The sequence below is a fragment of the Kitasatospora sp. NPDC015120 genome, from assembly GCF_043080305.1.
Lineage (GTDB): Bacteria > Actinomycetota > Actinomycetes > Streptomycetales > Streptomycetaceae > Kitasatospora.
The window spans coordinates 1-17,532 of the sequence record NZ_JBIBVJ010000006.1; the positions used below are offsets into that span (position 1 = coordinate 1).

The following is a 17,532-nucleotide window of genomic DNA, read 5'->3' on the forward strand; positions in this document are numbered from 1 at the left end:
GGGGGGGGGGGGGGGGGGGGGGGGGGGGGGGGGGGGGCGGGGGGGGGGGGGGGGGCGGGGGGGGGGGGGGGGGGGGGGGCGCCCCGCCCCCCCCCCGGGGGGGGGGGGGGGGCGCCGGCCCCCCCCCCCACCCCTCTGCCGTTGCCGTCGTGCCGCGTGCCACGCGGACCGCCGAGGGGACGCCGCCGTGACCGACCTGGACCTCACACCCGGCCTGAGCCCCGGCCACCTCGGTGCGCCGGTGACCGAACCGGAGGGCCGCCCACCGGGCGCGCCCGCCCCGCGCCCCGATGCGCCCGATCCACGCCGACGGCGCAACGGGCTGGCCTGCCTGCTGACGGCGCTGTCGCTGTTCGGGGTGTTCGGCGGGATCGGGCTGGCCGGGTTCAGCTGGATCCAGGGGCAGCGCCGGCCGCCGGCCGCCGCCGACTACGCGGGCGACGGCTCCGGCTCGGTGCAGGTGTCGGTGCCCGAGGGCGCCGGGCTCAGCCAGATCGCCTCGGCCCTGGTGCGCAACGGCGTGGTGGCCAGCTCGCTGGCGTTCACCCGGGCCGCCCGGGGCAGCGCGGCGGCGGCCGGGCGGATCCAGCCCGGCACCTACACCCTGCGGCAGAAGATGTCGGCGGCCGCCGCGCTCGCCGTGCTGATCGACCCGGCCAACGCCAACGGCCTGACCATCCCCGAGGGCTGGCGCGGCAGCCAGATCTTCGCGGCGATCGACAAGAAGCTCCAGCTCCCGCCGGGCACCGCGGAGCAGACGGCCAAGGACCAGGCCGCCGAACTGGGCCTGCCGGAGACCGCCAACGGCGTCCCCGAGGGCTACCTGTTCCCCGCGACGTACGCCGTCACCGACGACACCACCGCCGCCGACCTGCTGAAGCAGATGGTCGAGCGGGCCGGCAAGGAGTTCGCCCGGGACGACGCGGAGGTGGTCGCGACCAACCTCGGGCAGTCCCTGTACGGGCTGGTGACCATCGCCAGCATGGTGCAGGGCGAGGCCGACAACCCCGAGGACATGGCGAAGGTCGCGCGGGTCATCTACAACCGGCTGGCCAAGAACATGCCGCTGCAGCTGGACTCCACCATCAACTACGCGATGGGGCGCTCCACCCTGAACACCAGCGTCACCGACACCCGGCTCGACTCCCCGTACAACACCTACAAGCACGCGGGGCTGCCGCCGACGCCGATCTCCAACCCGGGGCGGCAGGCGATCATGGCTGCGGTGGACCCGGCGCCGGGGGACTGGCTCTACTTCGTGACCGTGAAGCCGGGGGACACCCGCTTCACCGACAGCTTCGACGTGCAGCAGAAGAACGTCGCGGAGTTCAACGCGAACCGGGCGGCGGCCGGTGCCTCGGCCGCGGCGAGCGCCTCGGCGTCCGCCGCCGCGTCCGCCGCGGCCACGCCCTCGCCGGGGGCGCCGTAGCGGCGGTCGGCGCCCCGGCCGGGTGGTCGACTGCGGTACGGTAGCGTCTCCGTCCAGGTGTTGCGCTAGCACGCCGGTTCGACAAGCAGCCGGGACGCCGTCCCGGGCGACCGGGCCGATCCTCCGGTCGTCTCCGTCGGTATAAGGGGATCAATGACCGATCTGGGTCGGGGCTACGGCCCCCAGGGCTCCGAGCCGTGGCATCCGGGTGACCCCGGGTACGGCGGCCAGCAGCCGGTCCCCGGCCAGCAGGACGGGCAGTGGCAGCAGCATCCCCAGCAGCAGTACGGCGGTCAGCAGGGCTACCCGCAGCAGCAGATGCCGCAGCCGGGCATGGGTCAGCAGGCGATGGGCGGACAGCAGGGGTACCCGCAGGGCGGCCAGGGCGGACAGCAGTACGACGGCCAGCAGTACGACGGTCAGCAGGGGTACCCGCAGCAGATGCCCCCGCAGGGGTATCCGCAGCAGCAGGGTTACCCGCAGCAGGGCATGGGCGGCCAGCAGGGCTACCCCCAGCAGCAGATGCCGCAGCAGCAGATGCCCCAGCAGGACCTGGGCCGGCAGGACATGGGCGGGCAGGGCGGGGACCGGCAGCAGTACGGCGGCCGGCAGCAGGGGTATCCCCAGCAGGGCGTTCCGCAGCAGGGCGCCCCGGCGCAGCAGGCCCAGCGGCCGGCCGCCGGGCAGCAGCCCTCCGGTCCCGGCCCGGACGGCATCGACTGGGAGGCGGAGGCCGCCGCGCTGGAGGCCGGCGCCGGTCCGGCCGGGGCCGACGGCGGCGCTGAGCAGCACGCCGAGGACGAGTGGGACGGCCACGAGGGCGAGTACGCCGAGGACGAGTACCACGAGGACGGCGCGGACGACGACGGACGGGGCGGCTTCCTCGGCGAGGAGGACGACTCCCGCGAGGCGAAGAAGAAGCGCAAGGAGAAGGGCAAGAAGTCCGGCCGGCGCAACGGCGGCGCCTGCCTGGTGGTCGCCCTCGTGCTGCTCGGCGCCATGGGCGGCGCCGGCTACTGGGGCTACGGCTTCTACAAGGACCACTTCGGCCCGGCGCCGGACTTCCCCGGTCCGGGCACCGGCTCGGTCAACGTCGAGATCAAGCCGGGTGCGGCGGGCAGCCAGATGGGTGCGGCGCTGAAGGCGGCCGGCGTGGTCAAGAGCATCGACGCCTTCAACGCGGCGTGCGACAAGAACGCGAAGTGCTCCACCATCCAGCCCGGCGCCTACGCCATGCCCAAGGAGATGTCGGCCGAGGGGGCCGTGCAGTTCCTGGTGGAGGCCAACGGCGGCGAGAAGCTGATCATCCAGGAGGGCCTGACCTCCGTCGCCACCTACGTCAAGATCGACGAGAAGCTGGGCCTGCCCAAGGGCACCACCGCGAACGTCGCCAAGGAGCAGGTCAACAACCTGGGCCTGCCCGCGTACGCCAACGGCAACATCGAGGGCTTCCTCTGGCCGACCCGCTACTCGATCACCCCGGGCATGAAGCCCGAGGACCTGCTCAAGCAGATGGTGAAGAACGCCGCGGACCGCTACGCGGGCCTGGACGCGGAGGCGTCGAAGATCGGCCTCAAGTCCGGCTACGAGGTGGTCATCGAGGCGAGCATCCTCCAGGCGGAGGGCAACAACAAGGACGACTTCGCCAAGATGGCGAAGACCATCCAGAACCGGCTGGCCGACAAGGGCAAGGTCAACGGCAAGCTGGGCATGGACACCACGCTGCAGTACTCGCTGGGCCGCAAGAACCTCGACAAGCGGGACATCAACGACGGCTCCAACAAGTACAACACCTACATCAACCCGGGCCTGCCGCCGACGCCGATCTCCAACCCCGGTGACGACGCGCTCAAGGCGACGCTCAACCCGGCGGACGGCAAGTGGCTGTACTTCATCGCGATGTCGCCGACCCTGACCCTGTTCGCCGAGACGGACGCGGAGCACGCCAAGAACACCGAGGAGTACTGCAAGTCGATCGGCGCCAAGTTCGACGCGGCGGCCGTCCACTGCACCAGCAAGGGCTGACCGGCCGCCCGGCGGCAGCACAGGGAGAGACACCAGCGTGACCAGCAAGCACCGGGCGGCCGTCCTCGGCTCGCCGATCGCCCACTCGCTGTCGCCCGCCCTGCACCGGGCCGCCTTCGCGGCGCTCGGGCTGGACGGCTGGCGCTACGACCGCTTCGAGGTCGACGAGGCCGCGCTGCCCGGCTTCGTCGCCGGGCTGGACGAGGCCGAGTGGGCGGGCTGCTCGCTCACCATGCCGCTCAAGCGGGCGGTGATCCCGCTGCTCGACGAGGTGAGCGCCACCGCCCGGTCGGTCGAGGCGGTGAACACCCTGGTGTTCACCGCCGACGGACGCAGGGCCGGCCACAACACCGACGTCCCCGGCCTGGTCAACGCGCTGCGGGAGCGCGGCATCACCGAGGTGCCGGCCGCCGCGGTGCTCGGCGCCGGGGCCACCGCCTCCTCCGCGCTGGCCGCGCTGGCCCGGCTCGGGGCCCGCGAGGTCACCGTCTACGTCCGCAGCCCCGAGCGGGCCCGGGAGATGACCGGGCTCGGCGAGCGCCTCGGCGTGGTGGTGCGGACCGCGGACTGGGCGCGCGGCGCCGAGGCACTGACCCACCCGCTCACCGTGGCCACCACGCCGGCCGGGGCGACCGACGGCTTCGCCGACGGCCTCACCGCCGGGCCCGGCGCGCTGTTCGACGTGCTGTACCACCCGTGGCCGACCAGGCTGGCCGGCGCCTGCACCGAGCGCGGGGCGACCGTGCTGGGCGGGCTCGACCTGCTGGTGCACCAGGCGGTGCTGCAGAGCGAACTGTTCACCGGGCGCACCCCCGGCCCGCTGGCGGCCGTCCGCGCCGCCGGTGAGGCGGCCCTGGCCGCGGGCTGAGGGCGCCCCCGGGCGCGCTCCGGACCAGGGCCGTCCGGCCCGTGCCGTCCCGCCGGTCGGCCGCGGGCTGTCCGGTGACCGGACTCCGCGGCCGGTCGACCGGTCCGGCATGAAAGGATTCGGGGACAAGGCACGTCCGGTCGGGCGGCGGCAGCGCCGCTCCGGTCCGCTGATGAAGGAGCTCCGTTGGGTACGTTGCGCTGGCTGACGGCGGGGGAGTCGCACGGCCCCGCACTCGTCGCGACGCTGGAGGGCCTGCCCGCCGGTGTACCGGTCACCACCGCCCTGGTGGCCGACGCGCTGGCGCGCCGCCGGCTCGGCTACGGTCGCGGCGCACGGATGAAGTTCGAGCAGGACGAGGTGACCTTCCTCGGCGGTGTGCGGCACGGCCTCAGCATGGGCAGCCCGGTCGCCGTCATGGTGGGCAACACCGAGTGGCCGAAGTGGGAGCAGGTCATGTCGGCCGACCCGGTCGACCCCGAGGTGCTCGCCGGTCTCGCCCGCAACGAGGCGCTGACCCGTCCGCGCCCGGGCCACGCCGACCTGGCCGGCATGCAGAAGTACTCGATCGACGAGGCCCGCCCGATCCTGGAGCGCGCCAGCGCCCGGGAGACCGCCGCCCGCGTCGCGCTCGGCGCCGTCGCCCGCTCCTACCTCAAGGAGACCTGCGGCATCGAGATCGTCAGCCACGTGGTGGAGCTGGCCGCCGCCAAGGCCCCGGCCGGCGTGCTGCCGCTGCCCTCCGACGAGGCGAAGCTGGACGCCGACCCGGTGCGCTGCCTGGACGCCGACGCCTCGAAGGCGATGGTCGCCGAGATCGACCAGGCCCACAAGGACGGCGACACCCTCGGCGGCGTCGTCGAGGTGCTCGCCTACGGCGTCCCGGTCGGCCTCGGCTCGCACGTCCACTGGGACCGCCGGCTGGACGCCCGCCTCGCCGCCGCGCTGATGGGCATCCAGGCGATCAAGGGCGTCGAGGTCGGCGACGGCTTCGAACTGGCCCGTGTCCCCGGCTCGCAGGCCCACGACGAGATCGTGCCGACCCCCGAGGGCGCCAAGCGCGTCTCCGGCCGCTCCGGCGGCACCGAGGGCGGCCTGTCCACCGGCGAGCTGCTGCGGGTGCGCGCCGCGATGAAGCCGATCGCGACCGTGCCGCGCGCGCTGCGCACCCTGGACGTGCGCACCGGCGAGCCGGCCAAGGCGCACCACCAGCGCTCGGACGTCTGTGCGGTGCCGGCGGCCGGCATCGTCGCCGAGGCGATGGTCGCCCTGGTGCTCGCCGACGCGGTCAACGAGAAGTTCGGCGGCGACCACGTGTCGGAGACCCGGCGCAACGTGCAGAACTACCTCGACCACCTGATCGTCCGATGACCACGCCGGTCGTCGTGCTGGTCGGCCCGCCCGGCAGTGGCAAGTCCACCGTCGGGCGGGTCCTCGCCGAGCGCCTCGGCCTCGGCTTCCGCGACACCGACGCGGACATCGAGGCGCAGGCCGGCAAGCCGATCCCGGACATCTTCGTCGACGAGGGCGAGCCGCACTTCCGGGCCCTGGAGGCGGCCGCCGTGCGCGCCGCCGCCGGCAGCCACGGCGGCGTGCTGGCGCTCGGCGGCGGCGCGGTGATGGCCGGGCCCACCCGTGAGCTGCTGCGCGACCTGCCGGTGGTGTTCCTGGAGGTGCCGCTCGCCGACGCGGTCAAGCGGGTCGGCCTGGACGCCCCCCGCCCGCTGCTGGCGGTCAACCCGCGGGCCCGCTGGCGCGAGCTGATGGAGGCCCGCCGCCCCCTCTACCTGGAGGTGGCCACCGCCGTCGTCGACACCGCCGGCCGCACCCCCGAGCAGGTCGCGGACGCCGTACTGGAAGCACTGGAGCTGAAGACCCCCCATGACTGACATCGTCAGGATTCACGTCGGCGGCAGCGCCGGCCACGACCCGTACGACGTGCTGATCGGGCACCAGCTGCTCGGCGAGCTGGCGCCGCTGATCGGGAGCCGGGCCCGGCGGGTGGCGATCATCCACCCGGAGGCGCTGTCCGCCACCGCGGACGCGATCCGCGAGGACCTGTCCGGCGAGGGCTACGAGGCCATCGCCCTCCAGGTGCCCAACGCCGAGGAGGCGAAGAGCGCCGAGGTGGCCGCGTACTGCTGGTCCGTGCTCGGGCAGACCGGGTTCACCCGCACCGACGTGATCGTCGGCCTCGGCGGCGGCGCCACCACCGACCTGGCCGGCTTCGTCGCGGCCACCTGGCTGCGCGGGGTCCGCTGGATCTCCGTGCCCACCACGCTGCTCGGCATGGTCGACGCGGCGGTCGGCGGCAAGACCGGCATCAACATCGCCGAGGGCAAGAACATGGTGGGCGCCTTCCACCCCCCGGTGGGCGTGCTGGCCGACCTCGCGACCCTGGAGACGGTGCCCCGGCACGACTACGTCTCCGGCCTCGCCGAGGTCATCAAGTGCGGGTTCATCGCCGACCCGGCGATCCTCGACCTGGTCGAGGCCGACCCGGAGGGCGCCAGGACCCCGGCCGGGCCGCACACCGTCGAGCTGATCCGGCGGGCCGTCCAGGTCAAGGCCGACGTGGTCTCCGGCGACCTCAAGGAGGCCGGCCGGCGCGAGATCCTCAACTACGGCCACACCCTCGGCCACGCCATCGAGCGCAATGAGCGCTACAAGTGGCGGCACGGCGCGGCGATCTCGATCGGCATGGTGTTCGCCGCCGAACTCGGCCGCCTCGCCGGGCGGCTGGACGACGAGACCGCCGACCGGCACCGCACCGTGCTGGCCTCGGTCGGCCTGCCGCTCAGCTACCGGGCGGACGCCTGGCCCAAGCTGCTGGACGCCATGAAGACCGACAAGAAGTCGCGCGGCGACCTGATCCGCTTCATCGTCCTGGACGGCCTCGGCAGGACCTCCGTGCTGGAGGGCCCCGACCCGTCCCTGCTGGTGGCCGCCTACGCGGAGGTCTCCGCGTGACCCGGGTGATGGTGCTCAACGGCCCCAACCTCGGCCGCCTCGGCAGCCGCGAGCCCGACGTCTACGGCTCCACCTCCTACGCCGGGCTGGTCGAGCGCTGCACCGCGCTCGGCGGGGAGCTGGGCTTCGAGGTCGAGGTGCGCGAGACCAACTCCGAGCAGACCATGGTGGAGTGGCTGCACGAGGCCGCCGACGGCCGGGTACCGGTGGTGATCAACCCGGGTGCGTTCACGCACTACTCGTACGCGATGCGCGACGCCGCCTCGCAGCGCACCGCGCCGCTGATCGAGGTGCACATCTCCAACCCGTACGCCCGGGAGACCTTCCGGCACACCTCGGTGATCTCCGCGGTGGCCTCCGGCACCATCGCCGGGTTCGGGATCGGCTCGTACGAGCTGGCGCTGCGCGCGCTGGCCGACCGGCTCACCACGGGCTGACGGCCCGGCAGCGGGCCGCCCGGGCGACGCCGGGCCGGTGACCAGCGGCGGCGCGGCGGCGGACTGTGTCCACCGCCGCGCCGCCGTGTAGTGTCCCGCTGAAGGAAGTCGGGAGGTGACCGTGACGCAGTACCCCGGGGGCGGGCCGGTTCCCCCGCGTCCCGTCGCTCCGCCGGTGCCCGCGTATCCCGCCGCCGCGTCCGCCGGGCAGCCGGCCGGCCGGCCGGCCGGGCCGCCGACGGTGCCGGTGCCGGTCGTCCCGCCGGGGCCGCCCGCGCCCGCCCCGGCCACCGCTCCCGCGCCCGCTCCGGCGCCCGCGCCCGCTCCGGCGCCCGCGCCCGCTCCGGCGGCGCCGGTGCCCGCCGGATCCACCGGCCACTTCGTGCTGCCGTCCGGTGCGCCCGTCCAGCTGCCCGCCCGCCCGCCGCAGCGGCAGCACGCGGCCACCGGCCCGATCGCGGTGCTGCTGATCGGCCCGGCCGGCGCCGGCAAGACCACCGTCGCCCGCCACTGGGCCGAGCGGCGCCCCACCCCGACCGCGCACATCAGCCTCGACGACGTCCGCGAGTGGGTGCAGTCCGGCTTCGCCAACCCGCAGTCCGGCTGGAACAACGCCTCCGAGGCGCAGTACCGGCTGGCCCGCCGGACCTGCGGCTTCGCCTGCCGCAACTACCTCGCCAACGGCATCTCCTGCATCATCGACGACGCCGTCTTCCCCGACCGCCCCGCCATCGGGCTCGGCGGCTGGAAGCGGCACATCGGCCCCGGCATGATCCCGGTGGTGCTGCTGCCCAGCCTGGACTCGGTGCTCAGCCGCAACGCCCGGCGCAGCGGCAACCGCCGGCTCGACGACGAGGAAGTGGCCCGGATCCACGGCCGGATGGCCGGCTGGTACAACTCCGGGCTGCCGATCATCGACAACTCCCACCTCGACGTGGCCGCCACGGCCGCCGAACTCGACCGGGTGATCCTGGCCCGGCTGATGGGCATCCCGGTGCGCTGAGCGGCCACCGCCGGCCCGGCCGGACTGTCGGTGCCGGCTGCGATGATGGACGGGTCCTGAACGACCCACCGGGGGGAGCCGCGCCCGTGCCGGAAGGCCACATCATCCACCGCCTCGCCGCCGAGAGTCACCGCGCCTTCGGCGGCCGGCCGGTCCGCGCCAGCAGCCCGCAGGGCCGCTTCGCGGACGGCGCCAAGCTGATCGACGGACGGGAGCTGGTCGCGGCCGAGGCCACCGGCAAGCACCTCTTCCTCGGCTTCGGCGAGGACGCCTGGGTGCACGTCCACCTCGGCCTGTACGGCGGCTTCACCTTCGGCGACACCGCCGACGGCCCGGTGCCGGAGCCGGTCGGCCTGGTCCGGCTGCGCCTGGAGAACGACGAGCACTACGCCGACCTGCGCGGCCCCCACACCTGCGCCCTGATCACCGACGCCGAGAAGGCCGCCGTCGCCGCCCGCCTGGGCCCGGACCCGCTGCGCGCCGACGCCGACCCGGAAGCCGCCTGGCGGCGGATGGCCGGCAGCCGTACGACGGTGGCCGCCCTGCTGATGGACCAGAAGGTGCTGGCCGGCGTCGGCAACGTCTACCGCGCCGAGGTGCTGTTCCGCCACGGCATCGACCCCCGGCTGCCCGGCCGCTCCCTGCGCCGCGCCGAGTGGGACGCCCTCTGGGCCGACCTGGTCGCCCTGATGCGCGAGGGCACCGTCGCCGGCCGCATCGACACCGTCCGCCCCGAGCACACCCCCGAGGCGATGAACCGCCCCCCGCGCGTCGACGACCACGGCGGCGAGGTCTACGTCTACCGCCGCGCCGGCCAGCCCTGCCTGGTCTGCGCCACCGGCATCCGCACCGAGGAACACGCCTCCCGCAACCTCTTCTGGTGCCCCACCTGCCAGCCGTCCCGCACGACGGCCTGATCCGGCCCCGGCTGCGCCCGTGGGCCCGGCCCGGGGCGGCCGGCCCGGGCGCAGGGAGCGCACGGGCCGCGGGGGCGCCGAGCGGCCCGCCCGGCGGTCAGCCGGCCGCTGCGGCGGGGGTGTCACCGGCGCACTGGTCGAGGAGGGGGCGCAGGGTGGCGTCCACGAGCCGGTAGCGCACGACGCGGCCCTCCTTCTCGCCGGCCACCACGCCGGCGGTGCGCAGGAGGCGCAGGGCCTGGGAGACGGCGGGGTCGCGCATGCCGGTGGCGACGGCGAGGTCGGTGACGGCGAGGGGGCCGGTGCGGTGCAGGGCGAGCAGGAGGGCGAGCCTGCCGGGGTCCGCGAGCAGGGCGAAGCGCTCGGCCCAGGAGCGGACGTGGGCGGTGTCGCCGATCGCGGCGATGGCCTCGCAGACCCGGTGGCCGTCGATGGTGCGGTGGCCCGCGCGGTCGGCCGGTACGAGATGCATGCGGCCCATTCTGGCAGGCAGGGGGTTGTGATCCTGAACACCTGCGTAGGTGCGCAGCCTTGCATGGGTCGCCCCCGGCCCCTACGGTGTTGCCCGCCGTGGTGCTCGGGAAGACCGGTGACGGACCCTCAGGGGTCCCAGTCCGGAGCGGCCCTCGCCACTGTGATCGGGGGAGAGTGTCCGTACCCAGGACGCCACTGGGCGCTTCGCGCGCCTGGGAAGGCGGGTACGGGAGCCCCGTAAGCCAGGAGACCGGCCACGGCATCTCACGACGTCATTCCACGAGGTGCTGGAGCGTGATCCCCAGATGACCCTGCCCGAAACCGCCGCCGCCGCGGCGTCGCCCGCCGCCCTGCCCGCCTTCCGCTGGCGCCGGGAGGACACCCTGCGCACCGCCGGGCTGCTGGGCGTGATCCTCGCCATGCACGTGGTGGCGTTCGGCACGCTGATCTTCCTGGTGGCGCCGGAGGAGTACGAGGTGGGCACCCAGGTCTTCGGGGTGGGCCTGGGCATCACCGCCTACACCCTCGGCATGCGCCACGCCTTCGACGCCGACCACATCGCGGTGATCGACAACACCACCCGCAAGCTGATGGCGGACGGCAAGCGCCCGGTCTCGGTGGGCTTCTGGTTCGCGCTCGGGCACTCCTCGATGGTGGTGCTGATGGCCGCGCTGGTGGCGGGCGGAGCGCAGCTGGCCAACACGCTGATGGACGACGAGTCGTCCACCCACCAGTGGCTGGGCATGGTCGGCACCTCGGCCTCCGGCGTCTTCCTGTACCTGATCGGCGCGCTCAACCTGGCGGCGCTGTTCGGCATCCTCAGGGTGTTCCGCTCGATGCGCGCCGGCCGCTTCGACGAGGCCGAGCTGGAGGCGCACCTGAACGCGCGCGGCCTGCTGGCCCGGGTGCTGAACCGGGCGACCCGCTCGATCACCCGGCCCGGGCAGATGTTCCCGGTCGGCATGGTGCTGGGCCTGGGCTTCGACACCGCGACCGAGGTCACCCTGATGGTGATGGCCGGCTCGGGCGCGGCCTCCGGCCTGCCGTGGTACGCGATCGTCTGCCTGCCGCTGCTGTTCGCGGCCGGGATGAGCCTGTTCGACACGCTGGACGGCACCTTCATGAACTTCGCCTACCAGTGGGCGTTCTCCAACCCGGTGCGGAAGGTGTACTACAACCTGACGATCACCGGGCTGTCCATCGCGGTGGCCTTCGTCATCGGCACCATCGAGCTGGTCGGCGTGCTGCACGAGAAGCTGGACCTCACCGACCCGGTGACCGGCTGGATCGCGGACATCTCGCTGGACAACGTCGGCTACGCGATCGTCGCCCTGTTCGTGGTGGTCTGGGCCGCCGCCATCGCCTACTGGCGGCTGGCCGGGGTGGAGCGGAAGTGGAGTCCGGAGCCCGCGGAGTAGCGGTCCGGGCGGGCGGCCGGGGCTGCCCGGGTGGGGGCGTTCGGCGGGCGGATCGGGGGCCGGGTTCGTAGGCTCGACGCATGGCTGATGCGTACGCGGGCCGCCGGGAGCGGTTGCGGGAGCACTGCGGTGCCTCCGGGGCCGACGCGGCGCTGATCACCCGGGCGGCGAACGTGCGGTACCTGACCGGCTGCCCGCCGTGCGGGGCGACCCTGCTGCTGACCCGGGACCGGGCGCTGCTCGCGCTGCCGGACGACCTGCCGCCGGACGACACCGGCGAGCACCTGATCGCCCCCGACGTCACCCGGCTGCCGGTGACCGCCGGTTCGGACACCGCGCTGGCCGCGGCCTCCGCCGCGGCGCGGCTGGGGGCGGCCGGGCTGGCGGTGGAGGAGCACGACCTGACGGTCACCCGGCACCGGGCGGTGGCCGGGCTGGCCGAGGGGGTGCGGCTGGTGGACGTCGGCCAGGCGGTCGAGCGGCTGCGGGTGGTCAAGGACGAGCACGAGATCGCCGACCTGCGGATCGCCGCCGAGATCGCCGACCAGGCGCTCGGCGAGCTGCTGGAGTCGATCCTGGTCGGGCGCACCGAACGGCACCTGGCGATGGAGCTGGAGCGCCGGATGATCGACCACGGCGCGGACCGGGCGGCCTTCCCGGTCTCGGTCGGCACCGGCAGCCACTCCGGCCAGCCGGCCCACCAGCCCACCGACCGGCGGGTGGAGGAGGGCGACTTCCTGACCGTGGTGCTCGGCGCGCAGTACCGCGGTTACGGGGTGTCCACCGCCCGCACCTTCGTGATCGGAGCGGCCCCCGCGCCCTGGCAGGTCGAGCTGCACCGGCTGGTGTTCCGCGCCCAGCGGGCCGGGCGGGAGGCGCTCGGGCCGGGGGTCGAGCAGTGCGTACCCGACCGGGCGGCGCGGGACATCCTGCGGGCCGCCGGGCACACCGAGGGCTCCGTGCACCCGATCGGCCACGGCATCGGCCTGGAGATCCGGGAGGCCCCGCGCCTGGGCCCCACGGACATGGGTAAACTGGACAGCCGCGTACCGGTCACCGTCGGCCCGGGGGTCCACCTCCCGGGGCGGGGCGGGGTCCGGATCGAGGACACGCTCGTCGTGCGCCCCCTGGATGAGGGCGGGCCCGAGCTGCTCACCATCACCACCAAGGAGCTCCTCGCCCTGTGACGCAGGTGTGCCACAGGACGCGTCCCTTGGTTCCTTGACAGCTATATCCAGGAGTAAGTGCGCCCGTGGCTTCCACGAACGATCTCAAGAACGGCATGGTCCTCAAGCTGGAGGGCGGCAAGCTCTGGTCCGTCGTCGAGTTCCAGCACGTCAAGCCCGGCAAGGGCCCGGCCTTCGTGCGTACCAAGCTCAAGGAGGTCCTGACGGGCAAGGTCGTCGACAAGACCTTCAACGCGGGCACCAAGGTCGAGACCGCCAACGTCGACAAGCGCACCATGCAGTTCTCGTACAAGGACGGCGAGAACTTCGTGTTCATGGACATGGACACCTACGACCAGCTGGCCATCGAGCCGGCCGTCGTCGGCGACGCCGCCAAGTACCTGCTGGAGGGCTTCGACGCGCTCGTCGCCGTGAACGAGGGCTCGGTGCTCTACATCGAGCTCCCGGCCGCCGTCGAGCTGGTCATCGCCGAGACCGAGCCGGGCGTCCAGGGCGACCGCTCCACCGGTGGCACCAAGCCGGCGAAGCTGGAGACCGGCGCCGAGATCCAGGTGCCGCTGTTCATCACCACCGGCGAGAAGGTCAAGGTCGACACCCGCGACGGCAGCTACCTCGGCCGGGTGAAGTAAGTCCGTGTCGTCCGCACGCACCAAGGCCCGCACGCGAGCCTTCCAGATCCTGTTCGAGGCCGACCACCGCGGGGTCGACCCGCTGACGGTCCTCGCCGACTGGGTGGCCCGGGCCCGGGAGCCCAAGCCTGACGAGGGCACCCCGCAGGTCGGCGAGTACACCATGGAGCTGGTCGAGGGTTACGTCCAGCACGCCCGCCGGATCGACGAGCTGATCTCGCAGTACGCGGTCGGCTGGACGCTCGACCGGATGCCGATCGCGGACCGCAACGTCCTGCGGCTCGGCGCGTACGAGCTGATCTGGGAGGACCGCGTCCCCGACGCCGTCGTCCTGGACGAGGCCGTGGAGATCGCCAAGGAGTACTCCACCGACGACTCCCCGGCGTTCGTCAACGGCCTGCTGGCCCGCTTCCTGGAGCTGAAGCCCGGCATCCGCCGCTGACCCCCTGCGCACGGCGTGCACGACGGCCGCCGGACCGGAAACGGTCCGGCGGCCGTCGTGCGCGTTCACCCGGTCGGCGTATGGTGGCCTCTACTCGCCAGTAACCCGGCGTGCCGGCGGCCCCGTGCCCGTCGGCGACCCCCGCAGCGAAGGGCAGGCCACCTCCATGACCACGGCGATCCGCAGCGAGTTCGACCAGGGCATCGCGCTCACCCCGCATCCGGACGAGCCCGGCCGCTACGACGGCGAACTCGGCGCCGGCTGGCAGATCGGCGGCGGCGTCAACGGCGGACTGCTGCTGGCCGTGGCCGGCCACGCGCTCTCGCTCGCGCACACCGCCCGCCCGGAGAGCGCCGGCCACGCCGACCCGGTCTCGATCAGCGGCTACTACCTCTCCGCCGCCACCCCGGGCCCGGCCACCGTGCGCACGGAGGTGATCCGCACCGGCCGCTCGCTGTCCACCGGCACCGCCGCGCTCAGCCAGGACGGCGTGGAGCGGCTGCGGGTGGTCGCCACCCACGGCGACCTCGCCGCCCAGGACGGCGAGGTGCGCACCACCGCCGTCCCGCCGCAGCTGCCGCCGCCGGAGCAGTGCATCGGCGTCGAGCACGCGCCCAGGGAACTCCTCACCCAGGCCGCCCTGCTGGAGCGCTTCGACCTGCGGCTCGACCCGGCCACCGTCGGCTGGGCGCTCGGGCAGCCCTCCGGCACCGGACGGATCCAGGGCTGGTTCCGCCTCGCCGACGGCCGCGCCCCCGACCCGCTGCTGCTCCTGCTGGCCGCCGACGCGCTGCCGCCGGTCACCTTCGACCTCGGGATGCCCGGCTGGGCACCGACGGTGGAGCTGACCGTGCACCTGCGGGCCAGGCCCGCGGACGGCTGGCTGCGCCTGGTCCACGCCACCCGGAACCTGGCCGGCGGGTACTTCGAGGAGGACGCCGAGGTGTGGGACGAGTCCGGCCGGCTGGTCGCCCAGTCCCGCCAGCTGGCGAAGGCTCCGCGTCCGGCGTGAGCGGGCGTGCACGGCGAGTGACGGGCGCGCCGCGCGCAGGGCGGGCGCGCGGGGCGTGAGCGGCGGCCCGCACAACCGTGCGTGACTCCAAACATCCGATTCACCCTCGGTTACAGTCCTGTGACACGTCGTACGTGTGCGCCACGCGGGGCGGGGGAGGACAGGGGGCGACGGCACCACCCACCGCCGCCCCGTCCGCCCCGTCCGAGGAGCCCCGATGAGCCGCAACGGCCGCGCCCGCCGCACCCCCGACTGCACCGCCGCGGGTTCCCGCCCCCGGGCCCGCTCGCGCGCAGCCGCCGACCGCGAGGCCGCCTGCGAGCGGCAGCGCGCCGAGGGCGCCGGCCAGGCCTTCGTGATCGGCGTGCTCACCAGCCCCGCGGACTTCGAACGGGCCCGCGCCTGGGGCCTGTCCGACGCCCCGGACCACGAGCAGTACCTGAACGAGACCGCCGAACTGCTCGCCGACGCCCGGCGCCGTTTCGACACCGTCCGGGCCCGGATGTTCCACCCGCAGGACTTCGCCGAGTTCTGCCTGCTGCACGGCCTCGACCCGGCCGAGCCGGCCGCCCGCGACCGCTACCTGGTCAACCCGCCGCTGCGCACCCAGCTGCTCGCCTACCAGGGCGAGGAGCTGGCCGGCGACTTCGTCCCCCGCCTGGTCCGGGCCCGCGAGAACGGGCTGACCCTGCGCCACGCCGACCTGCTGCTCGAAGGCCGGCTCTCCGGGGAGCGCGACGACGCCGTGCGCGACGCCCACGAGCGCGGCGCCGAGGTGTTCCGCCGGATGCTGCTCGGCGCCGGCAGCGGGGTCTACGAGCTGCGCCTGTCGGTGCAGGCGCCCGGCGGGCGGCTGACCGCGGCGGCCCGGGTGCTCCAGTGGGAGGACGGCGTGGTGCGGATCAACGACGAGGACCTCGAACTGATCTGCGCGGTGCTCTGCACCGGGCTGGCCCGCGAGCTGCCCGGCCTCGCGGTGCTGCACGGAGCCCAGGGCTCCGCCGCGGCCTGCGGGGAGTACCGGCCGGCCGCCTGGGCCTGGGCCAGCGAGGGCCGGGTCTGGGCGCCCGCCGAGGGGCCGGTGCGGCTGGACGGGGTGGCCGCCGAGCCGGGCTACCGGCTGGAGACGGTCTGCTGACCGCCGGCGCACGCGCCGCGGCGCGGCACCCCTCGCGGGGGCCGCGCCGTGACGTTTCTGCTGTTGTCCGCCGTCCCCGCGGGCGGGAGGCCGGCGGGAGGACCGGCGGGAGCCGGTGCGGCGAGCCTCAGCTCGCCTCCTCCTCGCGCACCGCGCGGCGCGCGTCGGGGTTGAGCACGCCCCAGGAGATCAGCTGCTCGGTGAGGATCGACGGCGACTGGTCGTAGATCACGGCCAGGGTGCGCAGGTCGTCCTGGCGGATCGACAGCACCTTGCCGTTGTAGTCGCCGCGCTGGCTCTGGATGGTCGCCGCGTAGCGCTGCAGCGGGCCGGCCTTCTCGGACGGGACCTGGGTCAGTCTCTCCAGGTCGAGGACCAGGCGCGGCGGCGGCTCGGCCGCACCGCCGGGCGTCCCGCCGGGCAGCAGCTCCTGCACCGGGACCCCGTAGAACTCCGCCAGTTCGGCCAGCCGCTGCACGGTGACCGCACGGTCGCCGCGCTCGTACGAGCCGACGACGACTGCCTTCCAGCGCCCCTGGGACTTCTCCTCGACACCGTGCAGGGAGAGCCCCTGCTGAGTGCGGATGGCTCGGAGCTTGCCTCCGAGCTGCTTCGCGTAGTCGCTGGACATTGATCTCCCCGGACGAGATTGCTTCGCGTTCAGTGGTGGGTCACGGGCGATTGCCGACGCCGTTACCGGTGGGTCCGACGTCCGTCTCGTAACTCACTGTGAGGTTACGTAGAGTGAGGTAGTTGCGTCAAGCCGAATGGGGCAGTCGTGCGAATGGCCCGCATCACCGGTGCGTCCGGTGCGTGAACCCGGGGGAGCGGAATGATGGCCGTCGGTTGGCCGCGAATGACGCTGTAGGATGACCGGAGCCCGCGCCGCAGTCCGGCGGGGCTCCCCAGACATCCTTTAAGGCCCGTCCCGTGAGGCGGGGAAGGAGGTCCGCTTCGGCATGACCGCACACCAGGAATCCGCTCCGAGGCCGCCGCACCAGGTGCTGGACGGTACGGACATCGCCCGGGTCATCACCCGGATAGCGCACGAGATCGTCGAGCGCGCCAAGGGCGCCGAGGATGTCGTGCTGCTCGGCATCCACACCAGGGGCGTCCACCTCGCCCGCCGGCTGCACGCCAGGCTCGCCCAGATCACCGGCCGCGACATCCCGCTCGGCACCCTGGACATCACCATGTACCGGGACGACCTGCGGCTGAAGCCCGCCCGCGCCCTGGAACACACCGAGATCCCGCCCGGTGGCATCGACGGCAGGCTCGTCGTCCTCGTCGACGACGTGCTCTTCTCCGGCCGCACCATCCGCGCCGCGCTCGACGCCCTGAACGACATCGGCCGCCCCCGCGCCGTCCAGCTCGCCGTCCTCGTCGACCGGGGCCACCGCGAGCTGCCCATCCGTGCCGACTACGTGGGCAAGAACCTCCCCACCTCGCTGCGCGAAGCCGTCCAGGTGCGCCTGGCCGACCGCGACGGCGTCGACGCCGTGCTCGTCGGCGACCGCGACTACGCCGCGCGCTCCTCCCAGGCCCTGGCCGCCCAGCCCACCGAACCGCACCTCCCGGAGTAA

At 74.2% G+C, this 17,532-nt stretch carries 18 protein-coding genes and 1 riboswitch; of the genes, 16 read left to right on the top strand and 2 right to left on the bottom strand.

Features of this window, described 5'->3' with window-relative positions:
- Positions 1-187: 187 nt before the first annotated feature.
- The 9 genes from mltG (ACF1AK_RS16565) (at position 188) to ACF1AK_RS16605 (ending at position 9,649) form a co-directional block, all read left to right on the top strand.
- On the top strand, positions 188-1,429 hold the full coding sequence (mltG, locus tag ACF1AK_RS16565) for an endolytic transglycosylase MltG (RefSeq protein ID WP_391499471.1): 1,242 nt from the start codon (positions 188-190) through the stop codon (positions 1,427-1,429).
- Positions 1,430-1,582: 153 nt separating this feature from the next.
- Complete coding sequence (gene mltG / locus ACF1AK_RS16570) at positions 1,583-3,454, top strand: endolytic transglycosylase MltG (RefSeq protein ID WP_391499472.1); 1,872 nt, start codon at positions 1,583-1,585, stop codon at positions 3,452-3,454.
- Positions 3,455-3,491: 37 nt separating this feature from the next.
- Complete coding sequence (locus ACF1AK_RS16575) at positions 3,492-4,322, top strand: shikimate dehydrogenase (protein WP_391499473.1); 831 nt, start codon at positions 3,492-3,494, stop codon at positions 4,320-4,322.
- 186 nt (positions 4,323-4,508) lie between these two features.
- The gene (gene aroC, locus ACF1AK_RS16580; protein WP_391499474.1) at positions 4,509-5,693 is read left to right on the top strand and encodes a chorismate synthase; all 1,185 of its coding nucleotides are present in this window, start codon (positions 4,509-4,511) and stop codon (positions 5,691-5,693) included.
- Positions 5,690-6,211 (top strand): shikimate kinase, encoded by a 522-nt coding sequence (locus ACF1AK_RS16585; RefSeq protein WP_391499475.1) that lies wholly within the window; start codon positions 5,690-5,692, stop codon positions 6,209-6,211. The genes aroC and ACF1AK_RS16585 overlap by 4 nt, the downstream gene beginning before the upstream one ends.
- Positions 6,204-7,292, top strand: coding sequence for a 3-dehydroquinate synthase (aroB, locus tag ACF1AK_RS16590; protein WP_391499476.1), 1,089 nt, complete (start codon positions 6,204-6,206; stop codon positions 7,290-7,292). The genes ACF1AK_RS16585 and aroB overlap by 8 nt, the downstream gene beginning before the upstream one ends.
- 8 nt (positions 7,293-7,300) lie before the next feature.
- Positions 7,301-7,729, top strand: a complete 429-nt coding sequence (gene aroQ, locus ACF1AK_RS16595; protein ID WP_391499768.1) for a type II 3-dehydroquinate dehydratase — start codon at positions 7,301-7,303, stop codon at positions 7,727-7,729.
- 175 nt (positions 7,730-7,904) lie between these two features.
- Positions 7,905-8,732: an AAA family ATPase gene (locus tag ACF1AK_RS16600; RefSeq protein WP_391499477.1), complete on the top strand. Its 828-nt coding sequence runs from the start codon at positions 7,905-7,907 to the stop codon at positions 8,730-8,732.
- 86 nt (positions 8,733-8,818) lie between these two features.
- On the top strand, positions 8,819-9,649 hold the full coding sequence (locus tag ACF1AK_RS16605; RefSeq protein ID WP_391499478.1) for an Fpg/Nei family DNA glycosylase: 831 nt from the start codon (positions 8,819-8,821) through the stop codon (positions 9,647-9,649).
- Between the two features lie 97 nt (positions 9,650-9,746).
- Here the strand turns inward: ACF1AK_RS16605 and ACF1AK_RS16610 are convergent, their stop codons facing one another.
- Positions 9,747-10,121 carry an ArsR/SmtB family transcription factor gene (locus ACF1AK_RS16610; RefSeq protein ID WP_391499479.1) on the bottom strand — a complete coding sequence of 125 codons (375 nt, stop codon included), beginning with the start codon at positions 10,119-10,121 and terminating at the stop codon, positions 9,747-9,749.
- A gap of 82 nt (positions 10,122-10,203) precedes the next feature.
- A riboswitch (cobalamin riboswitch) is annotated at positions 10,204-10,397 on the top strand.
- A gap of 31 nt (positions 10,398-10,428) precedes the next feature.
- Here ACF1AK_RS16610 and ACF1AK_RS16615 point away from each other — a divergent pair.
- The 6 genes from ACF1AK_RS16615 (at position 10,429) to ACF1AK_RS16640 (ending at position 15,949) form a co-directional block, all read left to right on the top strand.
- Complete coding sequence (locus tag ACF1AK_RS16615) at positions 10,429-11,541, top strand: HoxN/HupN/NixA family nickel/cobalt transporter (protein ID WP_391499480.1); 1,113 nt, start codon at positions 10,429-10,431, stop codon at positions 11,539-11,541.
- Between the two features lie 80 nt (positions 11,542-11,621).
- Positions 11,622-12,728, top strand: coding sequence for a M24 family metallopeptidase (locus tag ACF1AK_RS16620; RefSeq protein ID WP_391499481.1), 1,107 nt, complete (start codon positions 11,622-11,624; stop codon positions 12,726-12,728).
- 65 nt (positions 12,729-12,793) lie between these two features.
- On the top strand, positions 12,794-13,357 hold the full coding sequence (gene efp, locus ACF1AK_RS16625) for an elongation factor P (RefSeq protein WP_380628305.1): 564 nt from the start codon (positions 12,794-12,796) through the stop codon (positions 13,355-13,357).
- 4 nt (positions 13,358-13,361) lie between these two features.
- The gene (nusB, locus tag ACF1AK_RS16630; protein WP_380294598.1) at positions 13,362-13,799 is read left to right on the top strand and encodes a transcription antitermination factor NusB; all 438 of its coding nucleotides are present in this window, start codon (positions 13,362-13,364) and stop codon (positions 13,797-13,799) included.
- Between the two features lie 166 nt (positions 13,800-13,965).
- Positions 13,966-14,811 carry a thioesterase family protein gene (locus ACF1AK_RS16635; RefSeq protein ID WP_391499482.1) on the top strand — a complete coding sequence of 282 codons (846 nt, stop codon included), beginning with the start codon at positions 13,966-13,968 and terminating at the stop codon, positions 14,809-14,811.
- Between the two features lie 217 nt (positions 14,812-15,028).
- Positions 15,029-15,949 carry a hypothetical protein gene (locus ACF1AK_RS16640; RefSeq protein WP_391499483.1) on the top strand — a complete coding sequence of 307 codons (921 nt, stop codon included), beginning with the start codon at positions 15,029-15,031 and terminating at the stop codon, positions 15,947-15,949.
- Between the two features lie 127 nt (positions 15,950-16,076).
- Here the strand turns inward: ACF1AK_RS16640 and ACF1AK_RS16645 are convergent, their stop codons facing one another.
- Positions 16,077-16,580 carry a transcriptional regulator gene (locus ACF1AK_RS16645; RefSeq protein WP_031072501.1) on the bottom strand — a complete coding sequence of 168 codons (504 nt, stop codon included), beginning with the start codon at positions 16,578-16,580 and terminating at the stop codon, positions 16,077-16,079.
- A gap of 328 nt (positions 16,581-16,908) precedes the next feature.
- On the opposite strand from ACF1AK_RS16645, the gene pyrR reads away from it, so the two are divergent.
- Positions 16,909-17,532, top strand: a complete 624-nt coding sequence (pyrR, locus tag ACF1AK_RS16650; protein WP_380294595.1) for a bifunctional pyr operon transcriptional regulator/uracil phosphoribosyltransferase PyrR — start codon at positions 16,909-16,911, stop codon at positions 17,530-17,532.